The following is a 12,650-nucleotide window of genomic DNA, read 5'->3' on the forward strand; positions in this document are numbered from 1 at the left end:
ACTCTCATGCTAAAGGCTGCGCTGCTTGACCGGCTCTGGGCTCGCATGAACGAGCGCGGCGATTTCCCGATGCTGCAGCAGTCGCTCCGCTCGACGATGGCGGCGATGAACAACGATGACCTCGATTTCAGCGCCCTCGTGCAGATCGTGCTCTCCGACTTCGCGTTGACACAGAAGGTGCTGCGTCTCGCGAATTCGGCGATGTACATGGCGTTCGGCGGCAACATCACCACAGTCTCGCGCGCGCTAATGGTGCTGGGCATGGATGCCGTCGGGCATCTCGTGGTCGGCCTGAAGATCGTCGATCACTTTCATCACAGCGTGCCGCGCCGTATCGACGCGAAACTCGAACTCAACCGCACGATGCTGTCGGGCTGTGTCGCCCGCAAGCTCACCGAGCGCGGCGATCTGCGCGACGGTGAAGAGGCTGTGGTCTGCACGCTGATGCGCCAGATCGGCAAGCTGCTCGTGGTGTTCTATCTCGATGCGGAGTGGGATCACATTCGCCGCCAGATCGATACGGGCATGGGCGAGAACGAAGCCTGCGAAACCGTGCTCGGCGTGACGTTCCAGGAAATCGGACTCGAAGCGGCGTCGCGCTGGCGCTTGCCGGAGATGATCCGCGTCGGCATGACCGAGTTCGATCCGCTGCAGGACGACGAACCGCGTCAGGTGCAATGGCTGCGCGCGATCACGAACTACTCGACGGAAGTCGCGAACGTGCTCACGCAGCCGCATCTGCCTCAGGCGCAGCGCGACGTGCGCATCGCCGAGCTTGCGCAGCGCTACAGCCGCACGCTCAACACCGATCCCGAAGTGCTCGTCGACATGAGCCTGACGCTCGCCGAAGAAGAGACCCGCGACGGCGTGATGCGCGAGATCTTCGAACTGCGCGCGAATGCCGATGCGATCGCGCGCGAGACGCTCGATCCCGAGTCGTGCATCCGTGCCGGCGTGAGTGAATTGCAGGCGCTGCCGAGCGACAGCGGACTCGCGCCCGCGCTCGCGATGGCGTCGGAAACGGTGCTCGCGGGTTTGCAGTTCGAGCGCACCGTCGTATTCGTGCGCCATGGCAGCGGCATCTTCAAGGCGACGATGGGCTTCGGCGCGAAGATCGAAGCCGCGCTGCCGAAGCTCAGCTTCGCAACGGCCTTCGCGCCCGACGTGTTTCATCTCGCGATTGCGAACTCGGTCGGCATCTTTATCGAAAACGCGCGCGATCCGAAGATGCGCGCGCGCTTGCCGGACTGGTATCGCCGCGCGTTCGAAAGCGTGCATTCGTTTGTGCTGCTGCCCGTGGTGCTGGAGAACAAGTCGACAGTCGCCCTGCTCTATGGCGATTGGGCGCATCATGACGTGCGGCGCCGCATCTCACAGCGGGAAATGGCCGCGCTCAACGAACTGGCGCGCGAGTTAGGACGGTTCTTCGCGCATGCGCCTGTGAGCGAAGTCGAAACGCTCTAACGAAAGACGCGCGCCCTCTTCCATCGACGTGCGCGGCTCATAAGTTCGAGCCGCGCATTCTCCCGCATCAATCCTCGATCCGCTCCAGCCCCGTCGCCTCGGCGCTGCGGTCGGCGACGCCCGCCCACGCGGCCGCCACCAGACCCATTTGCGCGACATCGAGCACCTGCAGACCTTCGAGCCGTTCGCACACGCTTTCTATGTCGGCCCATGCGCCGCGTTCGAGCGCCTCAACCACCGTCAGCAATGTGCCCAGCACGCCTTCGCGTAACAGGATGGCGTCGCGGATCGGCTTGGACAGCGCGAGCACATTCAGCGTGTGTTCGAGCGAGCCTCCGAACACCGAGTCGACGAACGAGAACACGCCCGTGAGAAACGCCGCATCGGTTTCGTCGCGTCCCGCTTCGGGCAGACGCTGGATAGCCAGTTCCATGAAACGCGCACGCGTCGCGGCGAGTTGCAGCAGCGGATCGTCTTCGAGCGCGACCTTGCGGCCGTCCGCGTAGAGCAACAGTTGTGTCCAGCGCGCGATGCGGTTCGTGCCCGTCGCGTTGATCGCTTCGCGCAAGGTCGTGACCTTGCGTCCCATCGCGAGACCGCTCGAGTTGGCAAGACGCATCAGATGCATGACGAGGACCGGATTCAGCTTCAGCTCGGCTTCGAGCTGCGCGACGGTCGGCTCGCCACCGAGCAGTTGCAGCAGATTCAGCAGCGCGTGGCGCGGCGCGCTGACCTTGCGCGCGGCCGCGCCCTGCGGATGCGCGAAGTAATAGCCCTGGAAGCGGTCGAAGCCGAGATCGAGCGCCTGCTCGTACACTTCCTGCGATTCGACGCCCAGCGCGATCAACAGCTTGCCCGCCGATTTCAGCACGCTCGCAAACTTGGGGAGCATGGCTTGCGGGATGCGGTGCATGTCGATCTTCACGGCGTCGGCATACGGTAGCAGGCGCGCGAAGGTGTCGTTGGCCTGCGCGACGTTGTCGATCACGAAGCGATAGCGGCGCCCATACAGTTCGACGATGCGCGTGATCAGTTGATCGTCCGCGACGATGTCGGGCGGCAGCTCGAACATGAAGCGCTCGGCGGGCAGGCTGCGGATCGCGTCGTCGAACAGCAGCTCGCGCGTGACGGGCAGATAACCGGGATGATTGGCGAGCGCGGCGCGCACGTCGGGCTGCAGGATCGCGTGGATGATGGCTTGCGCCTCTCCCTGCCTGGCTTCCGCTTCCTGCTCGCCGGATTCGCCGTCTTCGGCGGCGGGCGCCTGATACAGCTTGAGTTCGAACGCGCACAACATATTGTCGCGGTTCAGGATGGGCTGACGGGCAAACGAAACGTTTGCGCGCGCGTCCTGCGCAAAGCCCGGAACGTCTTCTGCCTGGCGTTCCTCAGCGACTGCGGTGGTGGTCATTCCGGTCCCCTGTCCGGCCAGCGTTCGCGCTTCATTGCTTACGCTGGTCCCATGCAAGTAGTTGCGGCGAAGCGTGGCGCTTCGTGCTCTCGTCTGTTGAGTATCGTTCTGGCGGCTTCATCCGACATGTGCGGCTGCACCCGCTGCATATCGAGCCGTCTTTCCCCGTGCGCAGATTTTAGCGCACGCCGCCATGCGCAGGAGCATGAAGAAGCGAAAAAAGACTGGGAAAACAAGGGCAAAAAAAACGGCCGCATGAAGCGGCCGTTCGACGTTCGACGCCGGCGCGACGATCCGCGCCGGACGAAGCGCGCATTACTTCAGCGTGACCTTGACGTCGAAATACTTCGCCGCGAGCTTGTCGATCGTGCCGTCGGCTTTCAGTTCCTTGAGCGCCTGATTGACGGCGTCCTTCAGCTGGGCGTCGCCCTTGCGCAGACCGAAGCCGACGCCCGAACCAAGCAGCTTTTCATCCGACACGGCCGGGCCGGCGAATTCGAATCCCGCCCCTTGCGGCTTCTTCAGGAAGCCCTTCGACGCCGCTTCCCCGTCGAGGAACGACGCATCGAGACGGCCCGCGACGAGGTCCGCATAGACCTGATCCTGCGCCTGATAAGGAATCACGTCGACACCGAGGGGCGCCCACTTCGCCTTTGCGTAGGCCTCCTGGATCGAGCCTTGCAACACGCCGACGTGCTTGCCCTTCAGCGATGCCGCTGTCGGCTGCAAACCGCTGCCCTTCTTCGCGATCACCTGGTTGGGGATCACGTAGATGGGATCGGTGAAGTCGATGACGGCGCGGCGCTGGTCGGTGATCGACATGTCCGAGTTGATCGCGTTGAACTTGCGGGCCTGGAGCGCGGGGATCAGGCCGTCGAACGCATTCTCGACCCATACGCATTTCGCCTTGAGCTTGGCACAGACGGCGTTGCCGATATCGATGTCGAAGCCCTGCAGGTCGCCGGCGGGCGACTTCGATTCGAACGGCGCATACGATGCCTCGACGCCGAAGCGGATTTCCTTGATCTCGGCTGCCGTTGCGGCCGTTACCGTCGCGGCCGTCAGGGTACCCGCCACTGCGGCGAGCGTGGCCATCTTTTGCCAACTCATTTTCATTAAAGCTTTCCTCAAGAAGTGCTTGTGGCGGAATGGCCCGCCTTGGGCGTGCCGCGATCATGGGCACGCCAAAAATACGGTTCAAACGCCGTCGTCCGGTTTGGTGCGGCGCACAAGGCGACGCGAGCGCGGGATTTTACAGGGTCTTCCTCAGCCCCCCGTCGAGTGCGCCGGTTTTGCGTGTCGCGGTGCGCTGATCGAGATCGGCTCAAATCAGAAAAATCCTGTCGCAACGACGCAATCCTCCTTAGGAAATTCGCCAGCACACAAGAAACAGCTAGAGGTTGTGATGCAAATCTGTCGATCGATTCAGACGACTGGCATGCCGTCGTGCTTGCGGCGCGTCAGCGTACCCGGCGACACACGACGACGCAATACGCCTTTAGGCTAATACGATAATTGCTTCGTATTGCGTATGATATTTTCACTAAGGATTCCGACATTATTTTTTTACAGAAAATAGTGTCGACGTCCCTTGCATTCCACGCACCCCTGGCGAATCTTCGAGCATCGACTGCAATGAAACACAGCACGACCATTCCGCTGACACCACTAGCGACCAGTCTGGGCGACGTCGACGCGCCGCCATCGGGTCCGCGCTTCAAGCGACGCTTTCACGTCATGGCCAAGCCGACGGGGTCGGCCTGCAATCTCGATTGCACGTATTGCTTCTATCTGCACAAGGAGCAGTTGCTCGAACAGCGCCGCGGCGATTTTATGAACGACCAGACGCTGGAAACGTTCGTCCGCCAATACATCGAAGGGCAGGACGGCGAGCAGATCGTCTTTTCCTGGCAAGGCGGCGAGCCGACGCTCATGGGGCTCGACTTCTTTCGCAAGGTCGTGCGCCTGCAGGAGAAGTACAAAAGCGCGGGCCAGCGGATTGAAAACAACCTGCAAACCAACGGCACCGCGCTCGACGACGCGTGGTGCGCGTTTCTCAAACAGCACGATTTTCTCGTCGGCCTGTCGATCGACGGGCCGCGCGAGCTGCACGACGCCTATCGCGTGTCGCGCTCGGGCAAGCCCACGTTCGACAGGGTCATGCGGGGGCTCGAATGCATCCACCGTCACGGGGTCGCCTTCAATGCGCTCGCCGTGATCAACCGGCTCAACGCACGCAGACCGATCGACGTTTATCGCTTCCTCACGCGAGAAGTCGGCGCGACTTACCTGCAGTTCAATCCGTGCGTGGAGGCCAGGACATTCAAACAGGTCGCGCCGCAATTCTGGGACGAGGCATCGATTCCTGTGGTCGGCACCGAGCGGGCGAAACCGGGCGCGGCGGATTCCGTCGTCACCGACTGGTCCGTCGATCCCGATGACTGGGGCTATTTCCTGAGCCGCACTTTCGACGAGTGGCATCGCGAAGATCTGGGCCGGGTGCTGGTCAACCTGTTCGAAACGGCCGTCGCGCAGACCATGGGCATGCCCTCGCAACTCTGCATCACCGCCCCTTTCTGCGGTAAGGGGCTCGCGATGGAGCACGACGGCCGCGTCTACTCCTGCGATCACTACGTCTATCCCGAATACGAACTGGGCGACATCTTCAGCCACCCGCTTCATCACGTTGCGTTTTCGGAGCGCCAGAAAGCCTTCGGATTCGGCAAGAAGGACACCCTTCCGAAGTACTGCCTGCAATGCCCGCACCTGAACCTGTGCTGGGGCGAATGCCCGAAGAACCGGCTCGTTCGTGCGCCGGACGGTGAGCCCGGACTCAACTACCTATGCCCGGGGATCAGGCAGTTTCATTCGCACGCCGGCCCAAGGCTGCGGCAGATCGCCCGCAGCCTCCACGCCGGATAGCCGGGCCCGCCCGCCCTCCACGCGTTCGAACATGAGACGGATGCAAGTCCGTCTACGTCGCCTCCTGCCGCCTCCTTTTCGCAGGAGATTTTCAAGTGCCGCACCCATAGCCAGCAAAAGCAATCGATGGAAAAAAAGACCCTGTTTCTTAGACACATGCTCAAACGCAAGGTCGTCACGGCGCTGTCCGCGGCGGTATCCGGATGGCTCGCGTTGAGCCCCGTCGCCCACGCAGCCGACACCACCCGGCCGCCGAATATTCTTGTCATCTTCGGCGACGACATCGGTCAGACCAACATCAGCGCGTATGGCCAGGGTGTCGTCGGCTACCAGACACCCAATATCGACCGCCTCGCCCACGAAGGGATGATGTTCACCGACTATTACGCGGAGAACAGTTCGACAGCGGGCCGCTCTTCGTTCATCACGGGGCAATCGCCGTTGCGCACGGGCTTGAGCAAGGTGGGAGTTCCCGGCGTGCCGCAAGGGCTGCAGGCATCGGATGTCACGATCGCCCAGGCGTTGAAGCCGCTCGGCTACGCGACGGGCCAGTTCGGCAAGAATCACCTGGGTGACCGCAACGAGTATCTGCCGACTGTCCACGGCTTCGATGTGTTCTACGGCAACCTCTATCACCTCAATGCGGAAGAAGAGCCGGAACGTCCGTACTGGCCGAAAGCCGACACACCGCAGGGCAAGGCCTATGCGAAGTATTTCATGCCGCGCGGCGTGATGGACTGCAAGGCCTCGGACCATGACGACCCCACCGTCGATCCGCGCTTCGGCAAGGTCGGCAGACAGGTCTGCACGGACACGGGCCCGCTCTCGTCCAAGCGCATGGAAACCATCGACGACGAGACGACAGGCCGCGCCATCGACTTCATGAAGGAACAGGCCAAGTCGGACAAACCGTTCTTCGTCTGGATGAACACCACCCGCATGCACGTGTTCACCCACGTGCGCCCGGAGTACAAGGACAAAGGCGGCATGGCCGGCAACACGTACGCCGACGGCATGTGGGAGCACGACCAGGACGTCGGCAAGCTGCTCAAGTCGCTCGACGAAATGGGGATCGCCGACAACACGATCGTCGTCTACACGACGGATAACGGTCCGAACCAGTTCACATGGCCGGACGCCGCAACAACGCCGTTCCGCAACGAGAAAGACTCCAACTACGAAGGCGCGTTCCGCGTGCCTGCCATGGTGCGCTGGCCCGGCCACGTCAAGCCGGGACAGGTCTCCAATGAAATCTTCTCGGGCATGGACTGGTTCCCCACGCTGCTCGCGGCTGCCGGCGACACCAGCATCAAGGAGCGGCTGCTGAAGGGCGCGAGCATCGGCGGACAACCCTTCAAAAACCATCTGGACGGCTACAACCAGTTGCCGTACCTGGAAGGCAAGCAGGCGAAAAGCGAGCGCAAGGAGTTCTACTACTTCGATGACGACGGCGTTCTGGTCGACATGCGTTACGGCGACTGGAAGTTCGTCTATTGCGAACAGCGCGCTCCTGGCGGCTTCGCAGTGTGGAACAACCCGCTGACCTGTCTGCGCGTGCCGAAGATCTTCAACCTGCGCATGGATCCGTACGAACGCGCCGACGTCGTCTCCGACCAGTACTACGACTGGACGACCAAGAACGTCTATGTGCTCTACGGCGCGATTGCGGAGACGGCGAAGTTCCTCGACACCTTCGTCGCGTATCCGCCCGCGCAGACGCCTGCCAGCTTCACGGTCGATGGCATACGTGCCGGCGTCGATGCCGAGATCGCGCGCAACAACGCGCGCGCGAAAGCGATGACCAAAAAGTCCGACTGACGCGCCATCCCGTCTCGCGAGGCACGCGCTTCCCGCGTGCCTCGCGGCTGACGGCGCACCAGGCACCCGATTCGCGACGCCTGCTCGCATCGACATCATTTTTCGAAGGCTATGCCTGTGATTAGACCGATCCTGTTGATCATGCTCAGCATGGCCGCCTCCGGCTGCACGATGCCGCGATCCATTTCCGTGCTCGGCTCGTACTTTCCGGACTGGCTCTTTTGTGCCATCGCCGGGCTCGGGCTCGCGCTGATCGTGCGCGGCCTGCTGATCCGGCTCGGACAGGAGCGCACATTCGGGCCGCCCGTCATCGTGCAACCCACGTTGATGCTGCTCTTTTCGCTGCTGGTCTGGCTGGTCTTCTTTTAACGCTGCAACATCGTCAATCAGAGCCTTCCGATGGCCGTTCGCCCCAACACATTGAAAAGCAGAAAGTGGCCCGCGCTGACGCTTGCCGTCATCACGCTGGCTCTGCTCGCCTACGTCATCTGGCGCGTGGATACTTCACCCGGCACAGACGACGCCTATGCCCAGGCCGACACCATCGATGTGGTGCCCGACGTCAGCGGACGCATCGTCGAGATGGCCGTCAAAGATAATCAGCGCGTCAACAAGGGCGATCTGCTGTTCCGTGTCGATCCGCGCCCGTTCGACGATGAACTCGCGCGAGCCAAAGCGTCGCTCGTCGCGCTCGACAAGCAGATCGCGCTCACGCGGCGCGTGGTCACGGCACAGCAGTACGGCGCCGGTTCCGTGCATGCTCTCGTCGAACGCGCCCGCGTCACAGCGGCGCAAACGGCGGAAACGCTGCGGCGCACGCAGCCTCTGCTGGCGCCGGGCTACGTGTCCGCGGAGGACGTCGATCGGGTCCGCACCGCGCAACGCGCGGCCGAGGCCGACCTGGTCGCCGCGCGGCTCCAGGCCCAGCAGGCCACCTCGGCCGTCACGGGTGTCGATGCGCTAGTCGCGCAACGCGACGTGGTTCTCGCCGACATTGCGCTGATGCAGTTCCGCCTCGACATGACGACGGTGCGCGCTCCCTTCGACGGTCGCGTGGTGTCGCTGAAAACTTCCGTCGGCCAGTTCGCTTCGGCGCTCAAACCGATCTTTACGCTGATCGATACACGGCACTGGTACGTCGTCGCCAACTTCCGCGAGACCGAACTGAAGAACATTCGCCCCGGCACGCCCGCTACCGTTTACCTGATGAGCGATACGGGCAAGCGCTTCAAGGGCAAGGTCGATTCGATCGGCTACGGCGTGCTGCCCGACGACGGCGGCCTCGTGCTCGGCGGACTGCCGCGCGTACAGCGCAGCATCAACTGGGTGCGGGTCGCGCAGCGGTTTCCCGTGAAGATCCTGGTCGATCAACCCGATGCCGAACTGTTCAGGATCGGCGCGTCGGCCGTCGCGCAGTTGAACCCCCAGCTGAACCCGCAGGCCGCCAATAAACCCCGTTCCTGAGTCCGCGATGAAACTGGCCGACTACGTGCCGGAGCCTCTCCAGGCTCTGGCGAGCTTTTTCCGCGAGGAACTGACTGAGGCGCGTCCCGGGCGAGTCGCTCAGGCAACCCAATTGGGCTCGCTCTGTCTGCTCGTCGTCTTTGTGTCGATGACACTAAGTGTGCCGTTGATCGCCGTATCCCTGATCGTGCTGTTCTACGGCGTACAGCAGAACGCGTTCTTTACCAGAGTCGTTGCCGTCGTATTCGTCGTCGCGACCGTGCTCGACGTCGGCGCCCTGTTTCTGGTGCTCAAATACGCTTACGGTTATCCGTTGATCCGCATCGCGGCCGCAGGCCTGATTCTGTTCGCCAGCATGTATCTGATGCGCGTCAACAAGCTCGGGCTGATGTTTTTCGCGGTTGCGCTGGTGGCCGCCTATGGTCAAACCATCCCCGATTCGCTGGACTTTCCCGAAATCGCGGTACGCGCGTTGATGTGGGCGGTCGTCGCGGGCATGTATCCAGTTTTGCTCATGGTGATCGTGTGCGGCTTTCTCTTCCCGTCCCGTCCCGTCGCCCTGTTGCAGCGCGAATTGCATCGTCAGCTCTCCGATGTATCGGCCCGTCTCGAACAGATGCGCGGAACGACGCTGACGGTTGCATCAGCGGCATCGCCTGCCACACGCATCGAAAAAGACACGTTGGCGCTGCAAGGGCTGCACACCTTCGCCACGTCGGACGACGCCGGCTATCGCGCGATCGCGCCGTACTGGAAAGCGTGCATCGCCGCCGTCGGCTACCTGCGCGCGAAGACGAACGCACTCACTGCGCGCCCGCTCCCGATGGGCGATGCCGGACGTGCGCTCGTGAGCAGGCTGAGGGACGAAGTGGCGGCGCTGAACGCGTCGGTCGAACAGGCCGAGCCGTATCGCGGCACATGGATACCGACCCATGCTGAACGCACAACCGCCACGACGTTCGGTCTGGACGGTCTATGCCATACCTTGCAAGATCTGGCGCGTTTCGACCTCGGGCAACCGGCGCCGAAGGCGCCAAAAGACGCATTGTTCGTCCCCGACTCGCTGACGAACCCGGTATACCTGCGCTTCGCGCTCAAGGTGACGCTGGCCGCATTGATCTGCTACGTGTTCTATCACGGCGCGCAATGGGACGGCATCCATACCAGCCTGCTGACCTGCGTGATCGTCGCGTATCCGAGCACCGGCGCGTCGTTCCAGAAAATGATGCTGCGCTGTGGCGGTGCGCTGATCGGCGCGCTGCTCGCTTTGCTCACGACCATCGTCATCATCCCCCGCCTCGACGGCATCTTTGGCTTTCTGCTGATGCTCGCACCGATATTCTTCGCGGGCGCCTGGGTAGCCACGGGCTCCGAGCGCTCGTCCTATATCGGTACGCAGTTCGTGTTCACCTTCGCGATGGCCACGCTGGAAAACGGCTTCGGTCCGTCTGCCGATCTGGGCGAGATTCGCGACCGCGCGATCGGCATCCTGATTGGCATCGTCGTGTCGGCCGTGGTCTACACGTTCATCTGGCCCGAGAGCGAGGTGAATACGATCCGCCAGAAGCTCGCCGATGCGTTGCGCGAAGTGGGCAAGCTCATTCGTCACCCCGACTGCGCGGACGGTTCCGAACACCTGGACTATCTGCAACAACGCGTGGCTTGCTGGAACGCGCTCAAAAGCTGCGAAGACATGGTCGAGCGCGTGGCGATGGAAGTCAACCTGCCATCCGCCACGCGACGAGCGATGTTGCAACGCGCGCGCGACGTTCTGCATGGCGGCCGAAGGATTGTCGATCAATGGGACGTCCTGCGTGACAGGCTGGGTGCCGAAGGCCACGAAGAACCTGCCGTCGATCAGGCATGGGACGCATGGCGTCAGCAGGCCGCAGAGGCGCTCGACCACTACGCCGACGGCCTGGCTGCGCAACCGCCCGTGGCCACCCCGCCCCGCTCGCTGCCCGTTGCTCCATCCGCCGACGTGCGATCGCCCCTCGCCACACAAGCGCGGCAACTGGCCACGCAGATTATCGAACTACCGGATTGGACGACGACGGTTGCTTCCGGCATCGACACCGCCGCTACGCAACCGGGAAAGAGCATTTGACATGGCAAACTCACTCTCACGCTTCAGGCTCGACATACTGATCTGCTGCGCAGCGCTGCTGTCGGGCTGCGCGTTGATCCACAACGATACGCCGCCGCACGCGCAGATCACGCCCGAACAGATCCGGCTTGCCAACGACATCCATCTCGCCCACGACGGCTGGCCCGACGCCCAATGGTGGAAGCGCTACGACGACCCGCAACTCGACGCGCTGATCCAGCGCGCGCTAGCGGGCTCGCCGACTATCGCGATGGTGCGCACGCGTGTCACTCAGGCGGGGTCCCAGGCGGACGTGCTCCGTGCCGGCACGGGCCTGCAAATGGCCGCGTTCGCGCTCATCAACGAGCAACGCGCATCGGCGAACGGTTTTCTGGGTCCTTACGCGCTGAATCTCCCGCGTCTCGGCATCACGGGGCCGTGGTACACGGAAGGCGTGCTCGGGGCGGTCGCCGATCTCAATATCGATTTGTGGGGCATGCACCGCTCGGCCGTCGAAGCCGCGCTCGGCGTGCAAAATGCGCGGATCGCCGAAACGGCCGCCGCGGAACTGGACATTTCGTCGGGCGTCGCGCAGCTCTACTACAGCATGCAGACCACGTATCGGATGCTCGATTTGCTGCAACAAACGCGGGACGCACTTGACTACGCGGTCGACGCGCATCGAAGCAAGGTCCAGCACGGATTGGAAGCGAACACGCCATTGCATGGCGCGCGCGCGCAAGAGCTGGCCGTCGACCGCCAGATCGTCGCCGCACAGGGACAGGTCAAGGAACTGCGCGAATCGATCCGGGCACTGGTCGGCGCGGGACCCGATGATCTGGACGACATCCAACCCGTGCCGTTGCCCCAAGTGGAAGCGAGCCTGCCACGTACGCTGCAATACGAACTGCTCGCCCGACGCCCCGATCTTCAGGCCATGCGCTGGTACGTGCAGTCATCCTTCAGCCAGATCGATGCCGCCAAGGCCGCTTTTTATCCCAGTCTGGACATCAAGGCGTTGATCGGTCTCGACTCGCTTCACCTCGACAAGCTGTTTCGCAGCGCCAGTCAACAGATCAACCTGATACCGGGTCTCTACCTGCCGATCTTCGACGGTGGCCGTCTGAACGCCAACCTGCATGGCACGCGCGCCGCCAGCGACATGCTGATCGAACAATACAATCAGGCGGTGCTCAACGCAGTACGCGACGTCGCCGTCAGCAGCAACCGTCTGCAGGCGCTCGATGACGAGCGCGCACTTCAAGTGGAAAAGATCGGCGCAACCCGATTCGCGCAAGAATCAGCCGAGGCGTACTACACGCGAGGTCTCGCGAGCCGTCAGATTGCAACCGAGGCCCGCCTGCCCGTGCTGGCTGAACAGATGGCGCTTTTGCTACTCGATGGCCAGCGCCTTGCGCAAGGCATCGCGCTAACCAAAGCGCTGGGTGGCGGCTATGCAAGCGACACAGCCAAACCGTAAACTGC

The 12,650-nt window shown here is 62.8% G+C and carries 9 protein-coding genes; 7 read left to right on the plus strand and 2 right to left on the minus strand.

Annotated features, from left to right (window positions below; genetic code table 11):
- Positions 1-6 precede the first annotated feature (6 nt).
- Positions 7-1,464 (plus strand): HDOD domain-containing protein, encoded by a 1,458-nt coding sequence (locus tag C2L65_RS09645; RefSeq protein WP_042308431.1) that lies wholly within the window; start codon positions 7-9, stop codon positions 1,462-1,464.
- Between the two features lie 67 nt (positions 1,465-1,531).
- Here C2L65_RS09645 and C2L65_RS09650 read toward each other — a convergent pair whose 3' ends face one another.
- Both C2L65_RS09650 and C2L65_RS09655 read right to left on the minus strand, forming a co-directional pair.
- Positions 1,532-2,875 carry an EAL and HDOD domain-containing protein gene (locus tag C2L65_RS09650; RefSeq protein WP_042308429.1) on the minus strand — a complete coding sequence of 448 codons (1,344 nt, stop codon included), beginning with the start codon at positions 2,873-2,875 and terminating at the stop codon, positions 1,532-1,534.
- Positions 2,876-3,190: 315 nt separating this feature from the next.
- The gene (locus C2L65_RS09655) at positions 3,191-3,991 is read right to left on the minus strand and encodes an ABC transporter substrate-binding protein (RefSeq protein WP_042308427.1); all 801 of its coding nucleotides are present in this window, start codon (positions 3,989-3,991) and stop codon (positions 3,191-3,193) included.
- Positions 3,992-4,510: 519 nt separating this feature from the next.
- On the opposite strand from C2L65_RS09655, the gene C2L65_RS09660 reads away from it, so the two are divergent.
- The 6 genes from C2L65_RS09660 to C2L65_RS09685 all read left to right on the plus strand — a co-directional run bounded on the left by C2L65_RS09660 (position 4,511) and on the right by C2L65_RS09685 (position 12,645).
- Positions 4,511-5,797 carry an anaerobic sulfatase maturase gene (locus C2L65_RS09660; RefSeq protein ID WP_042308425.1) on the plus strand — a complete coding sequence of 429 codons (1,287 nt, stop codon included), beginning with the start codon at positions 4,511-4,513 and terminating at the stop codon, positions 5,795-5,797.
- Between the two features lie 126 nt (positions 5,798-5,923).
- Positions 5,924-7,615 carry an arylsulfatase gene (locus C2L65_RS09665; protein ID WP_042308423.1) on the plus strand — a complete coding sequence of 564 codons (1,692 nt, stop codon included), beginning with the start codon at positions 5,924-5,926 and terminating at the stop codon, positions 7,613-7,615.
- Positions 7,616-7,726: 111 nt separating this feature from the next.
- Positions 7,727-7,984 carry a YtcA family lipoprotein gene (locus tag C2L65_RS09670; RefSeq protein ID WP_042308421.1) on the plus strand — a complete coding sequence of 86 codons (258 nt, stop codon included), beginning with the start codon at positions 7,727-7,729 and terminating at the stop codon, positions 7,982-7,984.
- A 30-nt stretch (positions 7,985-8,014) separates the two neighbouring features.
- The gene (gene mdtN, locus C2L65_RS09675) at positions 8,015-9,079 is read left to right on the plus strand and encodes a multidrug transporter subunit MdtN (protein WP_042308419.1); all 1,065 of its coding nucleotides are present in this window, start codon (positions 8,015-8,017) and stop codon (positions 9,077-9,079) included.
- Positions 9,080-9,086: 7 nt separating this feature from the next.
- Complete coding sequence (locus C2L65_RS09680; protein ID WP_042308417.1) at positions 9,087-11,186, plus strand: FUSC family protein; 2,100 nt, start codon at positions 9,087-9,089, stop codon at positions 11,184-11,186.
- Position 11,187: 1 nt separating this feature from the next.
- Complete coding sequence (locus C2L65_RS09685) at positions 11,188-12,645, plus strand: MdtP family multidrug efflux transporter outer membrane subunit (protein WP_042308415.1); 1,458 nt, start codon at positions 11,188-11,190, stop codon at positions 12,643-12,645.
- Positions 12,646-12,650: the final 5 nt, after the last annotated feature.

Origin of the sequence: Paraburkholderia terrae, from assembly GCF_002902925.1 — a bacterium.
Taxonomy (GTDB): Bacteria; Pseudomonadota; Gammaproteobacteria; order Burkholderiales; family Burkholderiaceae; genus Paraburkholderia; species Paraburkholderia terrae.

Bases quoted from the DNA above. Each gene is read 5' to 3' on its own strand.
- C2L65_RS09645 (WP_042308431.1), top strand. From the start codon at position 7: ATGCTAAAGGCTGCGCTGCTTGACCGGCTCTGGGCTCGCATGAACGAG.
- C2L65_RS09650 (WP_042308429.1), bottom strand. From the start codon at position 2,875: ATGACCACCACCGCAGTCGCTGAGGAACGCCAGGCAGAAGACGTTCCG.
- C2L65_RS09655 (WP_042308427.1), bottom strand. From the start codon at position 3,991: ATGAAAATGAGTTGGCAAAAGATGGCCACGCTCGCCGCAGTGGCGGGT.
- C2L65_RS09660 (WP_042308425.1), top strand. From the start codon at position 4,511: ATGAAACACAGCACGACCATTCCGCTGACACCACTAGCGACCAGTCTG.
- C2L65_RS09665 (WP_042308423.1), top strand. From the start codon at position 5,924: ATGGAAAAAAAGACCCTGTTTCTTAGACACATGCTCAAACGCAAGGTC.
- C2L65_RS09670 (WP_042308421.1), top strand. From the start codon at position 7,727: ATGCCTGTGATTAGACCGATCCTGTTGATCATGCTCAGCATGGCCGCC.
- mdtN (WP_042308419.1), top strand. From the start codon at position 8,015: ATGGCCGTTCGCCCCAACACATTGAAAAGCAGAAAGTGGCCCGCGCTG.
- C2L65_RS09680 (WP_042308417.1), top strand. From the start codon at position 9,087: ATGAAACTGGCCGACTACGTGCCGGAGCCTCTCCAGGCTCTGGCGAGC.
- C2L65_RS09685 (WP_042308415.1), top strand. From the start codon at position 11,188: ATGGCAAACTCACTCTCACGCTTCAGGCTCGACATACTGATCTGCTGC.